This window comes from Enterococcus sp. DIV0176 (genome assembly GCF_050528535.1).
GTDB classification, from domain to species: domain Bacteria; phylum Bacillota; class Bacilli; order Lactobacillales; family Enterococcaceae; genus Enterococcus_B; species Enterococcus_B thailandicus.
In genome coordinates this window covers 88,491-111,736 of record NZ_CP172879.1, presented here as the reverse complement: position 1 = coordinate 111,736, position 23,246 = coordinate 88,491, and the positions used below count along the sequence as shown (strand labels likewise).

Below are 23,246 nucleotides of genomic sequence, written 5' to 3'. Positions count from 1 at the left end.
TGAAAAAGAATAATGATTTGTTCACAGTTTGTTAATATCTCTTAGTTATAGTTTTCTTATCAAAGCAAATCAAGTATTTGGAGGAACCATTATGAGCGAGCAAATCAAAAATATTTATTTTATTGAAGAAACTCAGAACATTGAAGGATCATATATTGAAGTCAAAACTCTTTTTGTCAATGAGGACAAAGAAACGGCTCTTCAATTTTACGAAACACAGGCAAAGAAACAACAAAAGTCCTTTGGTTTGACGTTAAGTGAATATAAAATCAAAGCTGAAGCAAGTTATTTTTATCAATTATTAAAACGCTGGAGTCATTTACCTGCCGACTTTTATCGTAAAATGAATATCGTTCAATACCAACCACTTGCAGAATACTATGCGTAAGGTAAGTTAAGCTTCCTTTAAGGTGAATCACTTATGATAGATTTACCCTAAAGGAGGCGATGAACGATGTTCTTACACTGGCTCGCAACTTTTTTAATCGATGAACCGCCGCGAATCAGTCCTTACGAGATTGATAGCGAATGCCTGTTACCAACTGATTTTACGGACTGAGTATGAAAATAGCAAAAAACCAAGGCAAAACGAATAATCGTTTTGCCTTGGTTTTTTCTTTCATCTTTATTCAAATGCTTGATTTACATCCTCTAACATCAATTTCATTGACTCTAATCCGCCACCGCTCAAATACCATACATCTGGTTGTAGTGAAATGATTTGTCCATTTTTACCTGCATTCGTTTGTGCAATCAATTCATTTTCTGCCAAATTATTTTGGCTGTCATCTCCACCAATTGCTTTGGTACGATCAATTACAAATAATAAGTCTGGATTTTTTTCTAACACATATTCAAATGAAACACTTTGACCGTGTGTTGAAGGTTCAATTTCATTATCTGCTTGCGGGAAGCCAAAAACATCATGTACAAATCCGAAACGTGAACCAGAACCATAAGCAGATAGTTGGCCTTCGTTAACTAAAACAACTAATGCTTTTTTATCAAGGTCACTTGCTTTGTCTGCTGTCTTTTTGATTTCAGTAGATAGTTCTTTGATTTGTTTCTTCGCTTCAGATTCTTTATCAAAAATTTCACCTAGCGTTAAGACATTTTGTTGAATTGATTCCCATGGTTTTTCCGTATCAACTGATAAAAATAAAGTCGGTGCGATTTTACTTAGTTCTTCTTGAAAATCACTTTGACGACCAGAAATAATAATCAGGTCTGGCTTCATTTGATTGATTTTTTCTAAATCTGGTTCTTTGATTCCACCAGCAGATTCAACTTCTTTGTAACTTGATAAATAAGCAGGTAAATTTTGCGTTGCAGCACCAACAACATGGTCGCCTACGCCTAATGCGTCAAGTGTATCTAGTGACCCATTGTCAAAAACGACAACTTTCTGAGGATTCTTGGTTACATTTACCTCACCATTGCTGTCTTTGACTGTCAGCGTTGTTTCTTCGCTACTAGCAGTTTTTGTTGCTGTTGTTTCTTCTGATTTATTCCCTGTTCCACAAGCTGTTAACAATGATGCAACAACCACGAAACTAAACATCCATTTTTTCATTCCTTGTTCTCCTAACATTTATTTTTAGAAATAAAGACAGAATCTACGACCTTCAATTTCGCAAATTCGAATGTCCATTTCATATAATTCATCGAGTACAGCTTTTTGGATAATCTCATTGGTTTTTCCTTGCGTAAACAATTGTCCTTCTTTCATTGCCACAATTTCATCTGCATAACTAGCCGCAAAATTAATATCATGTAGGACAATTACGACTGTTTTGCCAAGCTCGGTCACCAATTTTTTTAAAATTTGCATGATTTGAACTGCAAAATTCATATCTAAGTTATTCAACGGTTCATCCAGCAAGATATAATCGGTATCTTGAGCTAAGACCATCGCAATATATGCACGCTGAAGTTGTCCGCCAGATAAGGTATGAACGAATTGATCGGTTAGCTTAGTTAACCCCAGATGTTTGAGCGCTTCTTCCACAAGTTGATGGTCTTCTTGTGTCAAGCGTCCTTTTGTATAAGGAAACCGACCAAATTCAACCAATTCTCTAACTGTAATTTGTAAATTCAATTCATTTGATTGACGTAAAATGGCTAATTTTTTCGCTAATTCATTTGACTTCCACGTCCGCACTTCATTATGATCTAAATAAATTTCACCTGTATCTTTAGGAACTAAACGGCTAACCAAGGAAAGCAAAGTTGATTTTCCCGCGCCATTTGGTCCAATAAAAGCCGTTAATTGTTGTTCTTGAATCGTCAAGTTGATATTATCTACCACTGACTTTCCTTGATAAGCTTTCTTCACACCAGCTAAATCAATCATCCTGCTTGCTTCCTTTCACGAATTAATTTTAGTAAAAAGTAACTCCCCCCCAGAAATTCAATCACTACACTAATTGTTGTGTTCCAACCAAAAAGTTGTTCAACAAGCAACTGCCCACCTGTCAGTAACAGCATTGCCACTAAAAAACTACCGACAAATAAAACTTTGTGTTGATATGTTGCAAATAACCGGTAACTAACATTTGCTACGATAAACCCTAAAAAGGTCATAGGACCTACTAACGCTGTCGCTGTTCCCGTCAGTAAGCTAACCACAAACAGCACAAGAAATTGTAATCGTGCAACATCTACACCTAAGTTCATCGCTTTTTCTCTTCCCAAGTGAATAACATCTAGAAAACGATGCAAATAAAACAGCAGACACCAGCCAGCAACAATCAAACAAGTGGCTGGCAAGAGATATTGACTCTGAATATTCCCAAAACTTGCGAACAGCCGACCTTGTAACAAATCATATTCATTAGGATCCATTATGACTTGTAAAAACGTACTCATGCTGCCAAACAACGTTCCTAAGACCATCCCAGTCATCAATAATAAAAATAAACTAGCTTGCATTTTTTTTAATAAAAAATAGAATAAACTCAAACTCAAGCCAACCATTAGACTAATTGTCAGCAAAAAAAAGACAAGACCTGTTTGCTGTAGCATCGTCACGCCACCTAACAAGAAAAATAAAATTGTTTGAACAAGTACATACAACGAATCTAGTCCCAAAACGGACGGGGTCAAAAATTGATTTTGACTGATTGTTTGAAAGCTAATTGTTGCTCCACTCACTGCTAATGAAACCAAGAAAAAAGCACCAATTTTTTTACTTCTTAATGCCCAAGCAAACGACCAGTTTCCATAAGTGTTGATGATTAAATAACTTATCGTAACCAAGCACACCACACCAACTAATAACAATAAACGCCAGCGTATATTGTTTTTCATCGTTTCTCCCCCTTCACTAATAAAAAGAGGAAAATAATTCCGCCAATTATTCCAACAATGACACTCACTGGAATTTCATAAGGATAAATTAGAACGCGAGCCAAAATATCGCAAATTAATAAAAAAATACTTCCGAATAATGCAGTTATTCCTAAAGTTTGATGGACTTGATCCCCATACATTCTCGCCACTAAATTGGGAACAATAACGCCTAAAAACGGCATTGTTCCAACCATAATTAACACGACTGCACTAGCTAAAGAAACTAATCCGACACCTAACAACTGCATTTTGTGATAATTCATACCAAGATTCACCGCAAATGACTCACCCAATCCAACGATCGTAAATTGATACGCAAAATAATAAATAATTCCTAACAAAGGAATCGTTAGATAAAGCAGTTCATAATTGCCACGCAGAATGGTAGAAAAATTTCCTTGTAACCACGAAGACATATTTTGCACCAACTGATATTGGTAAGCAAAAAAAGTTGCGATGGAACCAATAATATTGCCCCACATCACACCAATCAATGGCAGCATCAACTGATTTTTTTGTGGAATCATTCTTGCAAAATAAAGAAACAATCCTGTCCCTAAAAAAGCAAATGCAAAAGCCGTTGCTGAACGTGTGACAATCGACGCATTCGGTAGAAAAAGCATTACAATCAAAATTCCTAAGCGTGCACTGTCCATTGTTCCAGCAGTCGTTGGTGAAACAAATTTATTCTGAGTCAAGTGCTGCATAATCAACCCACAAATACTACTTGTAGCTCCCACTAGCACAATACAAATGGTACGAGGCAAACGACTAATAAGAAATAATTGCGCACTTTGTGTATCTGCCTGAAAAAATTCTGTTAATTGGACCGATGACACTCCTATCAATAGTGAAAGAAAACTGAGTCCCACTAAGCTGGCAATCAACCAGCGATAACGCATAAAATCCCTCTTTTCTAATTGAGAATGATTTTCATTCTTATTCTAAGTGAGAAGTTGAGCAAAAGCAACCGCTTTTTTACCATTTATCTTATTTCAAGTAATTTGTGTTATAATCGCTGTATCAATCGCTATAAAGGAGGGCTTCTTTTGCCACAAGATGAATTGCAAAGTCACTTGGACAAAGGTCGTTACGGGACACCTTTGGTCAACCCAGATGAACAACATAAATATCTAGGAACTTTTCGTGAGCGTTGCTATGTCAGTATGACCATTGGTGAAATGAAAAAAGCTGAGAATCAAGCAAACTTCACTAAGGAACTTGAAAAATACCCAGATGAACAAATTTTATTAAATGGCAGTATGCCTGAAGACCTTCAAGCACGCTATATCCAATTGGCAACAAAACAAAAAGTTCGTTTCACAGTTATCAATGATTTTGTTAAAAATGATGACGATAGTCTTGGTCTGATTTTAGCTGCTAAAGAAGCGGTCAATGAGCCCGTCATTGATATTGAAAAAAAATATCCAAAAGTTCAAGAACCTGAACAATCAGAAAAACCGAAAAAAAGTCTTTGGGACAAATTATTCCACTAATAAAGCAAAAAGCTCGTGTAAATTCATTAACGAATTTTACACGAGCTTTTTACTTTATTTAAATCAACTTATTTTTCTTCCTCGTTCCAATGGTTCAACGCCCAGACTTCCGGATACAAAAGTTTCAACACCGCTAAAGTTAATCGTCGTCCTGTCCCAGAAAATGGATAAACATGCATGTGCATTGCAGGATTAAAATTGGCTTCGATGATACCATAAGCCTTCTCATCTGTTGACGGATCAATTTCTTTGTCTGGAATAATCAAATCGATTCCGCTGACTTTTGCCCCCAACGCCGTAACGGCTGCGACTGCAATTTCTTTGTACGCATCAGAAAACTCAGCTGTTACATCAATTGAATCTCCACCAGTACTGATATTGGAATTTTCACGTAAATAAACGATTTGATCTTTCGCAGGAATAGAATCAATTGTTAATCCTTGTTCTTTCAACATCAATTGTTCAAGATCACCCAACTGAATTAATTCTAATGGTGCACGATGATTTGTCCCACGTAAAGGATCTTGATTTTTTTTAGCAACTAATTCCGTCACAGTTTGCTCGCCGTTGCCAATAACGTTTGCAGGTATCCGAAGTAAAATTGCTTGAACTTGTCCATCAATCACAAAAAAACGATATTCTGTTCCAGGTAAAAATTCCTCTACTAAAACGGAGGTATCTTCCCGAAAAGCAATTTCTAACCCTTTGTGATAATCTTCTTCACTCGCGCCCTCTTTAAAAATTGTGATACCTAATCCGTAATTTGTTGACTTTGGTTTAATGACAAATGCTTCCTTTGCAAAACGAGAATAGGCACGTTTTGCTTCAGCCATCGAAGTAAACTCCGCGCCAGCAGGAACACGGAAACCTGCTTCTGCTAGAATTTTTTTGGTCACCGTTTTATTTTCCATAATCAAAGGCACAATGTAACTATCTTTACTTGTCATATTCGCATTTTTAACGTATTCGACATGATTTTCAAATTGCAAACGTAAAAACTGATCTGCTTCGTCAATCACTTTCACTTGAATCCCTTTTTGAATTGCATCAAATAGGAAAATTTGTGTGGATAGTTCCATCTCACGAAAGCCCGCCAATTGATATGGTCGCTCATGGCTTTCAGCATCGTATTTTCTGCCTAAGGCAACTGCAACAGCTTTTTGGCTATCACTTTGTGCTTTTGTGTATAATTGGGCAGCAATCGTCTGAGACGGGTTATTTAAACGTTCAGCTAATTTGTCAATTGTAGGTAACAATTCTTCATGTTGCAAAGCTTGAACCATCTCTTTCATTTGCGTAAAGAGCATCAGGCCTTCCTCGTACATCGCGGTTTGATCCAATGGTCCTTCCAAAGCAACTCGATTGTTGTAAAGCGTTCCTTCTTCCACCCACTCGTCGACAGATGATCCTTCGGGTGCCCAGAGCATAAATACTAAAAATAATTGTAAAAACTGGACTTGTTCTTTACTAATTCCTAAATGATGATACGGGTTCAAATCAATATTTCGCAACTCGATATAACGTACACCCATCTTTGCAACGTCCGCAACTCTTTTACCTCCACGGAAACGTACAGGTGCATAGAATTCTTTTTCTTCAGATAACTTGCCTTCTTCAATCATTTGTTCAATATCTGCTAAGTACTGCTCCATTGAGGCATAAGAAACTTTTACATTTGAATGATTAGTGTAGCCATATTCACTATTTCGAATACTACGAACAGGTTCATGAGGATGTAGCTCATCAACGAAATAATTTGCCTCGCTTAATGGAGAAGCTCCATATAAATACGTAATCAACCAGCGATAGCGCAAAAAGTTTCTTGCTACTTTTAAATACACTTCTGTTTTAAAAGCTGCAAACTCTTGAATCTCTGTTTGCTGAACAAACAGAGAACGAATTAATTCCTCACCAAATTCAAAATTAAAATGAATGCCACTGACCATTTGTTTTCGTTTACCATATTCTTTTGCTAAATAGCGACGATACAAAACATCTTCAAACGTTGCTAGTTTGGCAATCATGATTTCCTCATCTTTTTGTGGCAAAGCAGGTGGCATACTTAGTGGCCAAATCATTTCCTCATCTGACATTGACCGAGAAGTCACATCATAAATTGCATCTAAATATTGAAAAAGTTCATCAATGGAATCTGTTACTGGTGTAATCATTTCCACTTGAGTCTCACTAAAATCAGTTTGAATATATGGATGATACGTGCGATCACCAAAAATAGCTGGATGATCTGTTCTTGCTAACTTTCCGTCATGTGTTACCCGTTGTCCTTCACGTTCAATTCCAAATCGAGCTTGATCGATAAACGGTATCGCACTTGAATGTTCTAATAATTTTTTAAAGTTCATCATTACATGTCCTCCACTTCATACATTGACATTATAGTAAAAAACAATCAGAAAAAGAACGATCTTGCCTTAAAATGAGGAGATTATGAAAAACTGCACAAAAAAAGAAGTATACCAGTCTTTTTCCGGCATACTTCTTACATTTAAAACGTCATGTTCCCATGATTTGTTCATAAGTTAATTGATTATTCTTCTTTCAGTAATCCTTTAAACAATCCAACAACAAAATCATTTGGATCAAACGGTTCTAGATCATCTATTCCTTCACCTAATCCAACTAATTTTACTGGTAAATGCAATTCATTTCTGATAGCTAACACAATTCCACCTTTAGCAGTTCCATCTAATTTAGTCAAAACTAGCCCAGTTACATCTGTTGTTTCTTTAAATTGTTTTGCTTGAACCATTGCATTTTGCCCTGTTGTTGCATCTAATACCAATAATGTTTCATGTGGTGCATCTGGTAGTTCACGTTGAATCACACGTTTGATTTTTTCTAACTCTTTCATCAAATTTACTTTGTTTTGCAAGCGTCCAGCTGTATCAACAAGTAAAACATCTGCTTCTTCTGCTTTGGCACGTTCCAATGCATCATAAACAACTGCTGCTGGATCGCCACCAGCATTTCCGTGAACGACTTCCACACCAGCGCGTTCACCCCAGACTACTAATTGGTCAATCGCTCCCGCACGGAATGTATCAGCTGCTGCCATCAAAACTTTTTTGCCTTCATTTTTGTATTGATGTGCAAGTTTCCCAATGCTTGTCGTTTTACCCACACCATTCACACCAACAAAAAGCATTACCGTCAGTCCTTCTGGTTGGATATTCAACTCATTCACTTCATTAAGACCTTCTTGTTCGTACAAATCAACCAGTTTTTCAATGATGGCATTTTGAACTTCTGCTGGTTTCTTCGCATTACGTAACTTCACTTCTTGACGTAAAGACTCTGTAATTTGAATTGCTGTTTCAAAACCAACGTCCGCGCCAATCAATGTTTCTTCTAATTCTTCAAAGAAATCTTCATCAACTGTTCGGAAATTAGCAAACAATTCATTCATTCGCTCGCCAAAAGTTTTTCTCGTTTTTTCTAATCCTTTGTCATACTTTTCTTGGACTTCAACGACTTCTTCTGGTTGCTCTTCACCAGTAAACGCTCGCTTAATTTTGTCAAAAAATCCCATTTGATTCCCCCCTATACTAAAACAAATTTTTCAATTGCTTGTGCAACACCGTCATCATCATTACTTGCAGTCAAATAGTCTGCACTTTCTTTAACTAAAGGAACAGCATTTGCCATTGCGACACCCATTCCTGCATATTCGATCATTGGTAAATCATTTTCTTCATCACCAATTGCCATGACTTCTGCTTGGGTGATTCCTAGCTCTTCTGCTAATAAAGAAATTCCATACGCTTTAGTAACACCTTTTGGCATAAATTCTAGCAGCATACTACGTGTCTTGATGATTTCAAATTGTTCATGGAACACATTTGGAATTTCTTGAATTTTTGGATCTAATTCTTCTTGTGCATAAGCAATAACTGCTTTGTTCAAAACATCCGCTTTCTTAACATCCAGCAAAGTTCCCGGACGGAAATCCAAAACTTTATTCAGCACATTATAAAGCGATTGTTTTTCAGGAGCTGTTGGTAACTGATAAACAATCCCATCAGATAACACATCTAGTGGCAAAGACAACGCTTGTGCTAACTGGGTCAATTGCTCAACGTCTGCAATAGTCATTACTTTTTTCGCCATGATTTCGCCTGTGTCATTTTTTTGAACAAGCCCACCATTAAACGTAATGCTATAGTCACCTGAATCAAGCAAATCCAATTCCGTTAAATAATGTGCCATAGCCGCCAGTGGACGACCTGTACACAAAACAATTTTAACTCCTTGATTTTTTGCTTGCGCCAAAATTTCTTTATTTCTAACAGAAATTTGTTTTTCTTCGTTTAGTAATGTTCCATCTAAATCAATGGCAACTAATTTAATCATATTTACTTCCTACTCTTTCACAACAAGATTCTCATCTTCTTTAAGATCTTCCATACGGACAGAAACGATTTTTGAAACACCTGATTCTTGCATCGTTACGCCATACAAAACATTCGCAGCTTCCATTGTTCCTTTACGGTGGGTGACCACAATAAATTGGGTATCATTTTGGAAATTACGCAAATAGTTCCCAAAACGTGTCACGTTTGCCTCATCTAAAGCTGCTTCTACTTCATCAAGAATACAAAACGGTACCGGACGCACACGAATGATTGAAAATAGCAAAGCAATTGCCGTCAATGCGCGCTCTCCACCAGAAAGTAGACTTAGACTTTGTAGTTTTTTACCTGGAGGTTGAACTTCGATTTCAATTCCTGTTTTTAATAAATCAGTGGGATCAGTCAAGACAAGTTCTGCTCGTCCACCGCCAAACATATTCGGAAAGACCACTTTGAATTCTTTGCGGATTGCTTCAAAAACTTCTTTGAAACGAGTGCGAACTTCATCATCCATTTCATCCATTGTATCAAATAACTGATTTTTCGCAGAAAGCAAATCATCTCTTTGAGTAGATAAAAAGGTATAACGTTCATTCACTTGTTCATATTGCTCAATGGCATTCAAGTTAACTGGTCCTAGTGCTTCAATACTTCGTTTCAATGTCGCTACTTTTTCTTTGCTACCGGAAACATCTGCTGTTGGTTGATAATCGATCACAGCTTTCTCAAAAGTCATTTGATATTCTGTTTCTAAATACGTAACGTGCTGATCTAGTAGCATCTCTGCACGATCTTTTTTCACTTCAAGTTTTGATTGCTCAGTCAAGCGAACTTTGTGTTCTTGGTTTTGTTGTGCCAATACTTCTGCTAGCTGGTCAATTTCTTTTTGCGTTGTGTCACGGGTTGCTTTCACTTCCTGAAGTTCAGCTTGTAGCTGTTCACGTTGCACAGATAATTCACGAATTTTTTCGTCTAAGCTTTCTTCTGTCAACTCATGATCAGAAAAGTTTGCCGTTAACGCAGCTAGCTGTTGTTCTAAACTTGTCTGGCGTTCCATTGCCTCTGTTTTTTGGACACGTGCACCACGTAACTGGATCTGCAAGTGATTGAACTGTTCTTTTAATACGGCAAGATCCGCTTGCTCTTGGGCTTTTTGTCCTTGGATTTGCGCGCGACGAGCTTCCATTTGATCGCTTTCTTGACTTAAAGATTTGATTTCTTCGTCAATTTTCGTGCGTTGTTCTTCCAATTCTTGTTGCTTCGTTACTAATTCTGTACGTTGTTTTTCATAAGTTTCGATAAATTGATTTAACTCACGTGTCTCAAAATTAGAAATCTGTTGTTCTTTTTCAAAACGTGTTAAATCATTTGAGATATTTTGAAGTTTATTTGCAACTTCTTGTTCTTCGAAACGCAACTGTTCCATAACACTTCGTGCAGCTTCGTATTCTTCACTAAGTGTTGTAACTTTTTCTTGTAAAGCTTGAACTTTCTTTTCTTGAACTTGTAGTTCTTGATTTGCTTGGTCAAACTCACTAGTCAATTGTTTCAATTCTTGATTTTGAGCGAATAAACTTCCTTGGTTTCCACGCTTATTGGCTCCGCCTGTCATTGAACCACCTGCGTTCATAACGTCTCCCTCTAAAGAAACCACACGATATTGATAATGAATCGTTTGTGCAATCGTATTAGCACTAGCTAGGTCTTTTGCTAAAAGGATCGTTCCCAATAAATTATTCACTACTGATTGGACTGCATCTGGGTAAGTCACTCGTTCACTTGCTACGCCTAAAAAGCCCTCGATAGTAGCTGCTTGTGCCGCAACATGAGCAGGTAATTGACGTGGTTTAATCGTTGTCAATGGCAAGAAAGTTGCACGTCCACCTTTTTGTTGTTTCAAATAAGTGATTGCTTGTCTTGCATCCACTTCATTTTCAACAATAATATGTTGTGCAGCTCCCCCTAATGCGGTTTCGATTGCTAAAGTGAAATCAGCTGGAACATCAATTAGTTCTGCGACTGCACCTACAACGCCAGATAATTGTTGCTTGTGTTGTAACACTAAACGTACACCTTGATAAAAGCCAAAATAGTTTTCTTGGATTTCTTGTAAACTCTTTTGTCGTGCACGTAATTGTTGCACCTGATTCATCAATTGATACATTTTTGGGTGTTCAGTATTCAACTGTTCTTGGAATTTCTTTCCTTCTGTCTGAATAGCTGTCACTTTTGTTTTTGTTTCTTCTGATGATTGAGTCAGTTTTGTTTGTTGTTCCACTAATTCTGCTTTTTTTGCCGACAATTCTGCGACAGTTGCTTGAACTTCTGTTTGCTTTGCCAATGTTTGTTGGCTCTTTGCTGTCTCTTGCTGATACTGACGTTCTAAGTATTTCAATTCATTTCCGACAGCTGCTTGTTCTTGCATTAAATCGACATATTGATCGCGTAATTCGGCTAATAATTCTTTTGTCGACTTTTGATATTTTTCAAGTTCCTGTTGGGTTACCATCAATTGTGCTTCTGCTTGCTGGATTTCCGCTTCTTTTTTATCAACATCTTTTGTTAAACTAGCTTGTTGTTTTTCAAAGTGTTGAACTTTTTTCTGTGCTTCCGCTAAAGATGCTTGATATTCTTGTGTACTTTGTTTGGTATGCTTTGAGCGTTCCAATAAAACATCTTTTTGTCCTTCTGTTTGCTTTAGGCTTTCTGACAAAGCAAGTAATTTTTGCTGATTCTTTTCAATCAAACGATCAGCTTGCGCACTTTGTTTACGCCAAGTTGCCAGAGTTGATTCACGCTCCTGGATTTGCTCGGTTACGGTCGCTAACTCTTGATTAAATTGCTTTAGTTCAGCTTCTCGTTGGGTCCACTCAGTTCTTGCCGCTTTGATTTCTGCAATCATTAGAGCAATATCTGTTTCGGTCAATTCTTCTTTTAAGCGTAAAAACTCCTTTGCTGCCTTACTTTGAGTAGCTAAAGGAGTTAGCTGTTCTTCTAATTCATAGATAATATCTTGAACTCGGCTAAGGTTATCTTCTGTTTCAAAAAGCTTTTGTTCTGCTTTTTTCTTACGTTGTTTATACTTTAAAACACCCGCTGCTTCTTCAAAGATTCCACGGCGATCTTCCGGTTTGCTACTAAAAATCGCTTCAACTTTTCCCTGTGAGATAATTGAAAAAGATTCTTTTCCTAAGCCAGAATCTAAAAACAACTCTTGGATATCTTTCAACCGACAAGATTGTTTATTGATAAAAAAATCGCTTTCTCCTGTTCGACGGTAGCGACGTGTCACACTTATTTCATTGTATTCCAATGGTAGATAATGGTCTTCATTATCTAAAATGACCGTTACTTCTGCTACGTTTAGTTGTTTACGAGAATCTGAACCTGCAAAAATAATATCTGGCATTTTTCCACCACGTAAACTTTTTGCTGATTGTTCACCTAAGACCCAACGAATGGCTTCCGTGATGTTACTTTTTCCGCTACCATTGGGACCAACAACTGCTGTGACACTGTTTTCGAAGTCAATCACTGTTTTATCAGCGAATGACTTGAATCCAGCGATTTCAATTCGTTTCAAATACACGAAAGCTTTCCCTCACTTACTCTTCCAAGGCTGCTAATGCATTTTCAGCGGCAGCTTGTTCTGCTAATTTTTTTGATTTTCCTTGGCCCGTACCAATCAATTGATCATCAACATAGACTTCAATCCAAAAAATACGTTCATGGGCTGGTCCTTCTTCTTTAATCAAGCGATATTCAATAAAAACATCCCCTGATTTTTGCAAGACTTCTTGCAATTTGGTTTTGTGATCCATCTCATGTGAAAAAGCACCTGCTTTGACTTTTGGGAAGATAACTTGCTTGATGAATGCGTGCGCTACTTCGAAGCCTTGGTCCAAATATAAAGCACCTAGAAAAGCTTCAAATAGGTCACATAATAACGCAGGACGTGTTCGTCCACCAGAGTTTTCTTCACCTTTACCTAACATGACGTGTTGATCAAAATGACATTCTTTTGCGAATTTTGATAAACTGTCTTCACGAACGATTGCTGCACGCATTTTTGTTAATTTTCCTTCTGGTAAATCGGGATACAAGCGATACAAGTACTGAGAAACCATTAACTCTAACACTGCATCTCCCAAAAATTCTAAACGTTCATTGTCTGATAGGTGTAGATTGCGATGCTCATTCACATAGGATGAATGGGTAAAAGCTTGTTCAAGTAAATTTAGATCGTGAAAAACGATTGTATATTTTTCTTTAAGTTCTTTTGTCAGCTGATTGTCCATTTTCCACATTCCTTTTATAGGATATTTTTCATACTTCCTTATTATACTGGTTTTTTGATAATTTTGAAATGTTTGACTAAAAAGTAAGAAAGCTTTAAGAAAAAGGCTGTCGTTCAAAACAGGTTGCTTTACTAATTGGGATTTTTTAGAAAAGGTTGCTTAAATTTTTGAACAGCTTTGTTCTAATCTGTCACTCTTTTTTCCTTTTAGTATCCAACAAAAAATAAGGTCAACCAGCAAGTGGTTGACCTTATTCATTGTAAAATTATAAACGAAAATAGTTTCTGTTAAAAATTTTGATTAGCGTGAAGCATCTGTTACAGAAACTTCTGCCCAAGGATTACGTTCGTCGTATGCCCAGTTCCAGTCTTTTACGCGATCATTCACAGGTAAGACTTCATTACGGAATAATGTTGGAATTGCAAAAGCTTCTTTAAACGCATATTCTTGCCATTTTTGGTATGCTTCTTTTTGGAAATCTGCATCAAACGCATCACTTGAATTGATTGCATCAATTAATTTTGTGTTTTCTTCAGATTCGTAACGAGTGTAGTTGAATGCTGCATTTGGTCCCCATAGTCCACTTGGATTTGGATCAGTTCCTGTATTCCAAGCTGCTTGATAAACATCAATTTCAGGATCATCATTTTTTAGTTTGTCATAGAATGAGTTAAACTCAATTAGACGTCCAGTTGTGTATTCAACATTTAAACCAATTTGTTTCCATTGTTGTACATAGTAGTCAGCTAATGGTTGTGCTGTTTCGCCACCTGACATTGAAGCAAATTTGATTGTGAATTCTTTGCCATCTTTGTCTTCGCGAATACCATCGCCATCAACATCTTTGAATCCTGCGTCATCTAATAATTTGTTTGCTTTATCAATATCTTGTGTATAACCTTTTAGTTTAGAATCATGGTAAGATTCGAACACTGGAGGAATCAATGACGTTGCGTTGCTTCTTAAACCAGCGTAGAATTTGCTACCAACAGAGTCATTATCTAAAGCGTAACCCATTGCTTGACGTAATGATTTGTCAGCCATTTTTGAATTAGGATCGTATTCAACTGTGCTTTCTTCGTTGTTCCATTTACCTAATTTAAATCCAAGGTAAGTGTATGAAGTTTGTTCACGACCTAAGTTTGTATAGCCTTCAATATCTTTATATGTTTCGTAAGTATCTGTTGGCATTTGGAAAATCATGTCATACAACTTAGAGTTCAATGCTTCTGTTGCACTAGCTGTTTGCACTGACTTCATTGTGATTTTTTTCAATTTTGGTTTGCCATTCCAATAGTACTCATTTGGCAAGTATTCTACTGATTCACCAGCAACAATATTACTCATGTAATAAGGACCAAAAGTTACAGGGTGTTTACGAACTTGATCACTTGATTCCATGTCTTTGATTGCTACGCCTTCAAGTGTATGTTTTGGAGCAGCATATGAGTAAACACCACCGCCGGCTTGTAACATACTTGGCTCAACTTTTTTATATTCAATTTCAACTGTTTTGTCATCTACTTTTTTGATTCCAGAAATCGTATCTGCTTTGCCATCATGATATTCTTCCATACCAATTACATTACGGAAAGTATCGTCATAACGAATACCTGTATAGTCTTTGTGACCAATGATTTCGTAAGAGAAAATTACGTCATCCGCCGTAACGTCCACTCCGTCAGACCACTTCACATTGTCTTTCAGTTTGATTGTCGCAACTTTTTTATCTTGGTCTAAGTCTAAAGTAGCTGCTCCATCATCAGTGATTTTGAAATCTGTATCATTTGAGAATAATGCTTCATGTGATGGTGCCATGAATGCCGCATCAAACGCATCTTGATAGAATTCCCATTGGAACAACCCAGCGAATTGACTATCTGTTGCAACTGCGGCTTCTAACTCACCATCTTCAATTGCATCTTTATCATTTTTTGTTGCAAGTGGGAATGATAAAGCTTGGCTATCCCCTTTATCTCCTGAAGCATTTCCAGAAGAATCAGTACCGCTGCCGCCGCCACAAGCTGCTAGTGTTACGACAGATAACAATGTTACTACTCCAAAAATCGTTTTCTTCATTCCTATATCCCCCTTATTTCGTTCTATCCTAAACGTTGACGCGCATCAGCAGAACGCTTAAATGCTTGACCAACATAGTTTATACACAACATCAAAACTAGAATTAGCATTGACGCGGGTAACCAGATCCATTGACGATTTACTAACACTTCACCACTACTTGCGTAACCAATTAAAGTTCCTAAACTTGGTACATTCGTAGGTAATCCAAATCCTAAGAAAGTCAAAGTAGTTTCAATTCCAATATTTGCTGCAAAGTTCATCGTTAAGTTGGTAATAATCAATGAACTTAAATTGGGCATAATTTCACGGAACATGATTTTAAAATCACTTGTTCCCATTGTTTTCGATGCACTGACGTAATCACGTCTTGCTTCTGATAATGTTTTACTTCTAAAGAGTCGCGCTTTCGCTACCCAGTAGAATGCACTCATGATAAAAATGAATGACCAAACATTGTATTTAGGAATAATTGAAACAAATACGATAATAATCAGCATAATTGGTAAAATCATGACGAAATCAACGATTCGCATCAATATATTATCAATCATTCCACCGTAATACCCAGAAATGATTCCTAATCCTACCCCGATGATCGAAGTAATGATCGTAATCGCAAAACCAATTAAAACAGAGTTTCTAGCCCCAATCACTAATTGACCGAATACATCTCGGCCACCTTCATCTGCGCCAAGCAAGAACTTATGACCTTGAGTAGAAATCGCTCCAGGTTCAGCGTATTTATCAAAAATACTTACATACATTACTTTATCTTGATCTGTTAAAATAGCGCCAATAAAGACAAACAATAATAAAAGAACTAACAAGCCCAATGAAAACATGGCTATTTTGTCTTTTTTAAATTCACGTGCAATCATGCGCAGGCCCATTGGTGGGACACTTTCTTGCGCTACGACATCTTTCTTTTCACTCATTTGACTCATCCTCCTTTTTTGATTGATTTTTATTGGATTCTAATACGTGGATCAACAATACTCATGATAATATCTGAAAGCAAGGTCCCCACTAATGTTGCAATCCCTAAAATCAATACTAAAGAAGTAATAACAGCATAATCACGTTGGCCAATAGCATCAATAAATAACTTACCAACACCTGGATAACCAAAAATCTTCTCGATAACCACTGAACCAGCAATCAATGAAGTAATTTCGTACCCCATCTGTGACGCCATTGGTAAAGCAGCATTTCTAAAGATATGACGACTGAAGACTTTCTTAGTTGGTACACCTTTCGAACGTGCTGTTCTTACAAAGTCTAATGATTTTGAATCAATTACTTCACTTCGAAGATACTGAATCGTAACCGCCGTAGCCAAAAATGCTTGCGTGATTGATGGTAATAAAATATATTTCATTCGATCGGCAAACTGAGCAAAGAATCCGCCACTTAGTCCTAAAGTCTGTGAACCACTTGTTGGGAACCAACCTAGACGGTAACCAAAAATGAATAACATGATTAGACCGAAAATAAACAATGGTACAGCAAAGCTGAAGAAGTTATAGATAACTACGACTTTGTCTAAAATCGAATTTTGGTAACGACCTGCTAACATTCCTAACGGTACAGCAATCAAATACGTTAAAATAACTGTCAAAATAGATAAGTACAACGTATTGACGATACGCTCACCAATCAAGTCAGCAACTGAACGTTTGTATAAGAAACTTTGACCAAAATCTCCATGCAATGCGTTTCCAATCCAACGGAAATATTGTTCGTACCACGGATCATTTAACCCAGCAGCTTGTCGCATTTGCTCAATCACAGCTGGATCTTGGTTTGGATTGATTAATCCAGTAAATGGATCACCTGGCATCGCTTTTGCCAACATGAAAATTAAAACACTAAGAATAATAACTTGAGGAATCATCAATAACACACGACGTAGGATTGTTTTCCACATTAGCTAGCACCTCCATCTTTTAACGCTACTTTATGAGTAGTTGATAATGCACGCAAATCGTACACCCGGCCAGTTGAATCGTAATAATCTTTTTGACTATTGATGTATTCTTGTTCAACTCTTCGGCGATTCTCTTTATGCAATTCGCGATTCTCAACATCGATTCGAGGAATTGCAGACAGTAAACGTTTTGTATAGATGTGACGTGGGTCATTGTAGATATCTTCCCTTGTTCCGATTTCAACGAAACGGCCTTTATACATGATAGCGATATTATCACACATGTGTTTAACAACACCTAAGTCATGAGAAATAAATAGATAACTAAGTCCAAATTCTTGTTGGATTCGTTTCATAAAGTTCAAAACTTGCGCTTGTACAGATAAATCAAGCGCTGAAACTGGTTCATCCGCTACAATCAATTTTGGATTTGTTGCTACGGCACGAGCAACACCTAAACGTTGACGCTGACCACCAGAAAACTCATGTGGATATTTGTATAACGCATCCTCTGGCATCCCAACAATGTCAAGTAAACTTTTTACTTTTTTCTTTTCTTCTTGATCACTTAAACGTTCAAAATTACGAATTGGTTCCGCAATAATATCTAATACCCGCTTTTTAGGGTTTAAGCTAGACATTGAATCTTGGAAAATCATTTGAACATCTTTGTTGTATTCGATTTTCTTGCGATTACTACGTTTTGTTACATCTGTTCCTTGATAAATGATTTGACCATCCGTCACTTTTTCTAGCCCAACAATCGCCTTACCCGTCGTTGATTTTCCTGAACCAGATTCTCCAACTAAACCATACGTCTTTCCTTTTTCAATAACGAAATCGACGCCATCTACAGCATAAACATAATCATTTACTCGATTGAAAAAACCGCTGCGAATCGGATAGTGAACTTTTAAATCATTAATTGTGATTAATTCTGTCATCTACACCTCTCCTTTTTCGTCTCTAAAATGAAAATGCTTATAGCATGAGCAACGAACGAGATGGTTCGGTGCTACTTCATGAAGAATTGGGTCTTTCTCATGATCACTTTCTGGAATCCATGGAATCCGTGGAGCGAAACGACAACCCCGACGTGGCATATTTTTCAATGAAGGAACAACTCCTTCAATCACATGTAGTTCTTCTTCATGTTGTCCTTCTTGAGGAATTGAATTCAATAATGAACGTGTATATGGATGTTTTGGATTTTCAAACAATTCTTCAACTTCAGCAACCTCAACGAATTGTCCACCGTACATAACAGCTACGCGATCTGCCATTTCAGCCACAACACCTAAGTCATGGGTAATCAAAATAATTCCTGTTTTTGTTTCTTCTTGTAAGTCTTTTAATAAATCAAGAATCTGTGCTTGAATTGTCACGTCTAACGCTGTTGTTGGTTCATCAGCAATGACAATTGGCGGTTTACATGCAATCGCAATCGCAATAATTACACGTTGACGCATCCCACCAGATAATTCATGCGGATATTGACGTCCCACTCGAGTCGGATTAGGAATCCCCACTTGATCTAACAATTCAAGTGCTCTTGCTTGACGCTCTTCTGCATTCATCTTTGTATGATAAGAAAGACCTTCTTTAATTTGGTCTTCAATTCTCATTAGAGGATTCAACGCTGACAATGGGTCTTGGAAAATCATTCCAATATCATTTCCACGAATCTTGTTATAAAGTGTTTCATTCAAATCAATTAGATTTAAATCATTATATAAAATTTCTCCTGTAATCTTGGTATTGTTAGGATCCAACAGCCCCATAATAGTAGTGGCTAATGTACTTTTTCCGCAACCAGATTCTCCAACGATTGCTAAGATTTCGTTTTTATCTAAAGTAAAAGAAACGTCGTCTACTGCATCGTAAAATTCATCTTTGATACGGAAGCCTGTGTGTAGGTTCTGAACATCTAATAATTGATTATCCGACAATCGAATACCCCTCTCTGCTCCCTAGATGGAAGTTTTTCGTTAATAAAATAATACTCACACAGAATAAAATCATTTAAACCAATCCTATTCTTAACGAAGTATAATATTTTCTTAATAATTATATAGAAAACCGTTTTACTTTGCAAGCACAATTGAAATTGTTGCCTGAATTGTCTGAAAACTAAATCTACTACAACCGCTACCATTTGCATTAGATTAAAAAAGGTGCTTTTAAAATAAAAGAAAAAGACCTGAAAATCAACGAAGATTTTTAGGTCTTTTGGTTATACGTGGGTTTAACTTATTTTAGATGTTCTGAGATATAATTTACTGCGCCGCCCACCGTTTCAATTTGTTCTGCGTCTTCATCCGAAATTTCTGTTCCAAATTCGTCTTCAAGCTCCAAAACAAATTCCATGATACTAATTGAGTCAGCTTTCAAATCATCCTTGATATTCAAGTCATCTGTAACTTTATCTGTATCCATTTCAAAGTGGTTTGAAATAATTTTCGCTACTTTATTAAATATTTCTTCACGAGTCAATGTTTTCACCTCCAACAATCGAGACAACTGCCTTAACCAAGGCTAATTTTACTGACATTTTTTGAAAATGTCTACCTTTTTTTCATTATCTCATATTTCACATCGTTTACATTAAATGATAATTAATCTGCAGAGCTTTCAAATTGCTCAACTAACTGTCCAACAACGTTCGTTTCTAACATTGTATGGATTTGACGAATCGTATAACGAACGGCGTCTGGTCCAGTTGCGCCATGTGTTTTGATCACAGGAGCTTTTAATCCAAATAAAACCGCACCGCCATGTTTTGAATAATCCATCTCAGATTTTAATGAACGTAACCCATCTTTTAATAATAAAGCGCCCATCTTCCCTTTGATTCCTTCATTCAAAATTGCAGATTTCAATAAATCCATCATATTTAATGCTGTTCCCTCAATTGATTTCAAAACAGCATTTCCAGTAAAACCATCTGTCACAACCACATCAGCAACACCATTCAACAATTCACGTGCTTCTACATTTCCAATGAAGTTCAAGCTTGTTTCATTTTGCAATAACTCATAAGCACGTTTCGTTAACTCACTACCTTTTGTCGCTTCTGTTCCATTATTCAATAAGGCTACGCGAGGACGTCCGATTCCACGAACTTTTCGTGCGTAAAATGAACCTAAAATCCCATATTGGAGTAAGTGTTCTGGTTTATTTTCAGCATTCGCACCTAAATCTAACATATCAAAGCCCGCATTTTCTTTTCCAATGACTGGTAAGGTTGACATCAAGCCAGGACGTTCAACATTTTTGATTCGGCCAACGATAAATAAACCAGCGGCAAGTAGCGCACCCGTATTTCCTGCTGAAAAAACCGCATCTGCTTCGCCATTTTTAACAGCTTGTGCAGCAAGAACCATTGAGGCCGTTTTTTTACGACGGATTGCTTTCACTGGCTCGTCATCACTACTAATTTTTTCATCTGTATGAATAATTGTAATATTTTTTTCATTTGTTAAATATTTTTTGATTTCTGACTCTTTCCCATACAATAAAAATTCAACTTCTGGGAAATCTTGTTGAGCTAAAGCAACACCTTCCACAATTGCTTGTGGTGCATGATCACCGCCCATTGCATCTACCGCAATTCTCATTGTCTTCACTCCTCTTTCGTTCATCATTTCAAAGTATAGCACATCCGCTAATCAAAATAACGATTGTCTTGACTTTCTAATTGTAAGCTTTGGACTAATACTCGATATTCTGGCAAAATTTGCCAATTAGCCTTCTGCCAAATTTGTGTGGCTTCATCCCGAGCTACTTCTAAAATATTTCCGTCTGCTACCAAGTCTGCAATTGCAAATTGTGGTAACCCAGATTGACGGAAACCAAAAACTTCACCTGGTCCTCGTAATTCTAAATCTTTTTCACTTAAAACAAAACCATTATTCGTTTCCGTCATAATTTTCATCCGTTCCACACCCATTTCGTTTTTCGGGTTAGCAACTAAAATACAAAATGAAGCGTCACTTCCACGACCAACTCGACCACGCAATTGATGCAGCTGTGCCAAACCAAAACGATCTGCATCCATGATTAGCATAACCGTTGCATTTGGAACATTCACCCCAACCTCGATTACTGTGGTAGAAACCAAAATTTGTGTTTGATTTTCTTTAAAGTCTTCCATGATTCTTTCTTTTTCTTGATTCTTCATTTTTCCATGTAATAAACCTACTTCGTACTCTGGCGCGAATAAATCATTGAGTTTTTCATAAATTTCTACAGCATTTTTAACATCTAGTGCTTCGGATTCTTCAATCAACGGACAGATTACATACATTTGATGTCCTTTGCCTAACTCTTTTCTGGTCCACTCTAAGACACTATCTAATTGCGGCGTACGAATCCATCTAGTTTCAATCGGTATTCGCCCTGCAGGAAGTTCATCAATAATGGATACATCCATTTCACCATAAGCAGTAATAGCAAGCGTTCTCGGAATCGGTGTCGCTGTCATAAATAAAACATCTGGTCGCCATCCTTTTTCTCGTAAAACCTTTCGTTGGTTAACACCGAAACGATGTTGTTCATCCGTGATAACTAGTCCAAGGTTCTTAAATTCTACACCTTCTTGAATCAATGCATGGGTACCAATCACCACATCTATTTTGCCACTTTCCAAACGCTCTAATAGTTCACGTCTTTCTTTTGCTTTTGTTGAACCCGTTAACAGGGCAACAGAAAGCTTATCTGAAAACAATTGTACAAAACTTTCCATGTGCTGCTGGGCTAAAATTTCAGTTGGAACCATCAGCGCACCTTGGAACCCTGCTGTAACAGCTGCGTACAATGCAATTGCTGCTACCACTGTTTTTCCGCTACCAACATCCCCTTGCAAGAGACGTTGCATATGTTGAGGACTCCGTAAGTCACGACAAATTTCATTTGTTACTCGTTTTTGAGCATCAGTTAATTCAAATGGCAAACTTTGAGTGAATTCTTTGAGCTTTTGAACATCATATAAAACTTCGATTCCATTTTTTTCAGATTTTTCTGCATGTTTAAGTCCTTGCAGCTGCATTTGGAATAAGAAAAATTCTTCAAAAACAACTCGGCGCTTGGCTTGATGATTTTCTTCATGATTTTTGGGAAAGTGCATGCTTCTAACTGCCGTTTGACGATCAAGCAAACGATACTTCTCCACTAATGTATACGGAAGATTTTCCTCAACTAAGTCACCATACTCGTCGAACCCTTTTTTGATCAAATCAACCAACGTTGTTTGTCTGATTGACTTATTGACATGGTAAATTGGTGAAAAATCATCTAACGTCTGCGAGCCAAGAACTTTCATCCCGCTTAGTGCTTTTCTTTTTGAATCCCATTTACCATACACTGCAATTTCTTCAGACAAAATAATTTTATCTTTAAGATAAGGCTGGTTAAAAAAAGAAACATTAAAAACAGCATGATCTTGCATCATTCGAAACTGCAATCGACTTTTTTTGTATCCAAAGCGACTCAATACGGGTGGTGAAACAACCAATCCTTTTAACGTCACTTTTTCTTGATCTTGGATTTCTGTTAAATTTCTTTCTTGTATATCTTCATAACGAAAAGGATAGTACGTCAGCAAATCTTCAATTGTATGTATACCTAAACTAGCTAGACTCTCTGCTCTTTTTTGTCCTACACCAGCTAGCACAGTAACTGGATCCGTTAACGCTCGCATCGACTTCACTCCTTTCTTAACAAA

At 37.1% G+C, this 23,246-nt stretch carries 19 protein-coding genes; 2 read left to right on the top strand and 17 right to left on the bottom strand.

The genetic code is table 11. The annotated features are described in order from the left end of the window. Positions 1-91: 91 nt before the first annotated feature. Positions 92-388, top strand: coding sequence for a hypothetical protein (locus IGJ66_RS00580; protein ID WP_067483467.1), 297 nt, complete (start codon positions 92-94; stop codon positions 386-388). A 237-nt stretch (positions 389-625) separates the two neighbouring features. Here the strand turns inward: IGJ66_RS00580 and IGJ66_RS00575 are convergent, their stop codons facing one another. The 4 genes from IGJ66_RS00575 to IGJ66_RS00560 are packed head-to-tail and all read right to left on the bottom strand — an operon-like array spanning position 626 to position 4,253. After that, positions 626-1,573: a siderophore ABC transporter substrate-binding protein gene (locus IGJ66_RS00575; protein WP_430616672.1), complete on the bottom strand. Its 948-nt coding sequence runs from the start codon at positions 1,571-1,573 to the stop codon at positions 626-628. A 24-nt stretch (positions 1,574-1,597) separates the two neighbouring features. Further along, a complete protein-coding gene (locus tag IGJ66_RS00570; RefSeq protein WP_270607888.1) occupies positions 1,598-2,353 on the bottom strand; it encodes an ABC transporter ATP-binding protein in 756 nt (251 codons plus the stop codon). Further along, positions 2,350-3,309: an iron chelate uptake ABC transporter family permease subunit gene (locus IGJ66_RS00565; protein WP_071868750.1), complete on the bottom strand. Its 960-nt coding sequence runs from the start codon at positions 3,307-3,309 to the stop codon at positions 2,350-2,352. The genes IGJ66_RS00570 and IGJ66_RS00565 overlap by 4 nt, the downstream gene beginning before the upstream one ends. Next, positions 3,306-4,253, bottom strand: a complete 948-nt coding sequence (locus tag IGJ66_RS00560) for an ABC transporter permease (protein WP_075491305.1) — start codon at positions 4,251-4,253, stop codon at positions 3,306-3,308. Before IGJ66_RS00560 ends, IGJ66_RS00565 begins: the two co-directional genes overlap by 4 nt. Positions 4,254-4,400: 147 nt before the next feature. On the opposite strand from IGJ66_RS00560, the gene IGJ66_RS00555 reads away from it, so the two are divergent. Then, the gene (locus tag IGJ66_RS00555; RefSeq protein ID WP_067483477.1) at positions 4,401-4,847 is read left to right on the top strand and encodes a YueI family protein; all 447 of its coding nucleotides are present in this window, start codon (positions 4,401-4,403) and stop codon (positions 4,845-4,847) included. Positions 4,848-4,915: 68 nt separating this feature from the next. Here IGJ66_RS00555 and gshAB read toward each other — a convergent pair whose 3' ends face one another. The 13 genes from gshAB to recG form a co-directional block, all read right to left on the bottom strand. Continuing rightward, entirely contained in the window at positions 4,916-7,213 is a 2,298-nt protein-coding gene (gene gshAB, locus IGJ66_RS00550) for a bifunctional glutamate--cysteine ligase GshA/glutathione synthetase GshB (protein WP_430616671.1), read from the bottom strand. A 182-nt stretch (positions 7,214-7,395) separates the two neighbouring features. Further along, complete coding sequence (ftsY, locus tag IGJ66_RS00545; RefSeq protein WP_067483481.1) at positions 7,396-8,397, bottom strand: signal recognition particle-docking protein FtsY; 1,002 nt, start codon at positions 8,395-8,397, stop codon at positions 7,396-7,398. An 11-nt stretch (positions 8,398-8,408) separates the two neighbouring features. Then, positions 8,409-9,218, bottom strand: coding sequence for a Cof-type HAD-IIB family hydrolase (locus IGJ66_RS00540; RefSeq protein WP_430616670.1), 810 nt, complete (start codon positions 9,216-9,218; stop codon positions 8,409-8,411). A 9-nt stretch (positions 9,219-9,227) separates the two neighbouring features. Further along, on the bottom strand, positions 9,228-12,806 hold the full coding sequence (gene smc, locus IGJ66_RS00535) for a chromosome segregation protein SMC (protein WP_430616669.1): 3,579 nt from the start codon (positions 12,804-12,806) through the stop codon (positions 9,228-9,230). 16 nt (positions 12,807-12,822) lie between these two features. After that, the gene (gene rnc / locus IGJ66_RS00530; RefSeq protein WP_067483701.1) at positions 12,823-13,515 is read right to left on the bottom strand and encodes a ribonuclease III; all 693 of its coding nucleotides are present in this window, start codon (positions 13,513-13,515) and stop codon (positions 12,823-12,825) included. 300 nt (positions 13,516-13,815) lie between these two features. Continuing rightward, positions 13,816-15,594: an oligopeptide ABC transporter substrate-binding protein gene (locus IGJ66_RS00525; RefSeq protein ID WP_067483487.1), complete on the bottom strand. Its 1,779-nt coding sequence runs from the start codon at positions 15,592-15,594 to the stop codon at positions 13,816-13,818. Between the two features lie 23 nt (positions 15,595-15,617). Continuing rightward, on the bottom strand, positions 15,618-16,532 hold the full coding sequence (locus tag IGJ66_RS00520; protein WP_067483489.1) for an ABC transporter permease: 915 nt from the start codon (positions 16,530-16,532) through the stop codon (positions 15,618-15,620). A gap of 29 nt (positions 16,533-16,561) precedes the next feature. Further along, positions 16,562-17,524, bottom strand: coding sequence for an oligopeptide ABC transporter permease (gene opp4B / locus IGJ66_RS00515; RefSeq protein WP_067483491.1), 963 nt, complete (start codon positions 17,522-17,524; stop codon positions 16,562-16,564). Then, positions 17,524-18,468 carry an ABC transporter ATP-binding protein gene (locus IGJ66_RS00510; protein WP_067483493.1) on the bottom strand — a complete coding sequence of 315 codons (945 nt, stop codon included), beginning with the start codon at positions 18,466-18,468 and terminating at the stop codon, positions 17,524-17,526. Before IGJ66_RS00510 ends, opp4B begins: the two co-directional genes overlap by 1 nt. Further along, positions 18,469-19,473: an ABC transporter ATP-binding protein gene (locus IGJ66_RS00505; protein WP_067483495.1), complete on the bottom strand. Its 1,005-nt coding sequence runs from the start codon at positions 19,471-19,473 to the stop codon at positions 18,469-18,471. A 301-nt stretch (positions 19,474-19,774) separates the two neighbouring features. Continuing rightward, entirely contained in the window at positions 19,775-20,017 is a 243-nt protein-coding gene (acpP, locus tag IGJ66_RS00500; RefSeq protein ID WP_067483497.1) for an acyl carrier protein, read from the bottom strand. A 122-nt stretch (positions 20,018-20,139) separates the two neighbouring features. Next, positions 20,140-21,141, bottom strand: coding sequence for a phosphate acyltransferase PlsX (gene plsX / locus IGJ66_RS00495; protein WP_067483499.1), 1,002 nt, complete (start codon positions 21,139-21,141; stop codon positions 20,140-20,142). Positions 21,142-21,188: 47 nt separating this feature from the next. Then, entirely contained in the window at positions 21,189-23,222 is a 2,034-nt protein-coding gene (gene recG / locus IGJ66_RS00490) for an ATP-dependent DNA helicase RecG (RefSeq protein WP_067483501.1), read from the bottom strand. Positions 23,223-23,246: the final 24 nt, after the last annotated feature.

Coding starts and splice junctions, on each gene's coding strand:
- IGJ66_RS00580 (WP_067483467.1), top strand. CDS start 92: ATGAGCGAGCAAATCAAAAATATTTATTTTATTGAAGAAACTCAGAAC.
- IGJ66_RS00575 (WP_430616672.1), bottom strand. CDS start 1,573: ATGAAAAAATGGATGTTTAGTTTCGTGGTTGTTGCATCATTGTTAACA.
- IGJ66_RS00570 (WP_270607888.1), bottom strand. CDS start 2,353: ATGATTGATTTAGCTGGTGTGAAGAAAGCTTATCAAGGAAAGTCAGTG.
- IGJ66_RS00565 (WP_071868750.1), bottom strand. CDS start 3,309: ATGAAAAACAATATACGCTGGCGTTTATTGTTATTAGTTGGTGTGGTG.
- IGJ66_RS00560 (WP_075491305.1), bottom strand. CDS start 4,253: ATGCGTTATCGCTGGTTGATTGCCAGCTTAGTGGGACTCAGTTTTCTT.
- gshAB (WP_430616671.1), bottom strand. CDS start 7,213: ATGATGAACTTTAAAAAATTATTAGAACATTCAAGTGCGATACCGTTT.
- ftsY (WP_067483481.1), bottom strand. CDS start 8,397: ATGGGATTTTTTGACAAAATTAAGCGAGCGTTTACTGGTGAAGAGCAA.
- IGJ66_RS00540 (WP_430616670.1), bottom strand. CDS start 9,218: ATGATTAAATTAGTTGCCATTGATTTAGATGGAACATTACTAAACGAA.
- rnc (WP_067483701.1), bottom strand. CDS start 13,515: ATGGACAATCAGCTGACAAAAGAACTTAAAGAAAAATATACAATCGTT.
- IGJ66_RS00525 (WP_067483487.1), bottom strand. CDS start 15,594: ATGAAGAAAACGATTTTTGGAGTAGTAACATTGTTATCTGTCGTAACA.
- IGJ66_RS00520 (WP_067483489.1), bottom strand. CDS start 16,532: ATGAGTGAAAAGAAAGATGTCGTAGCGCAAGAAAGTGTCCCACCAATG.
- opp4B (WP_067483491.1), bottom strand. CDS start 17,524: ATGTGGAAAACAATCCTACGTCGTGTGTTATTGATGATTCCTCAAGTT.
- IGJ66_RS00510 (WP_067483493.1), bottom strand. CDS start 18,468: ATGACAGAATTAATCACAATTAATGATTTAAAAGTTCACTATCCGATT.
- plsX (WP_067483499.1), bottom strand. CDS start 21,141: ATGAGAATTGCGGTAGATGCAATGGGCGGTGATCATGCACCACAAGCA.
- recG (WP_067483501.1), bottom strand. CDS start 23,222: ATGCGAGCGTTAACGGATCCAGTTACTGTGCTAGCTGGTGTAGGACAA.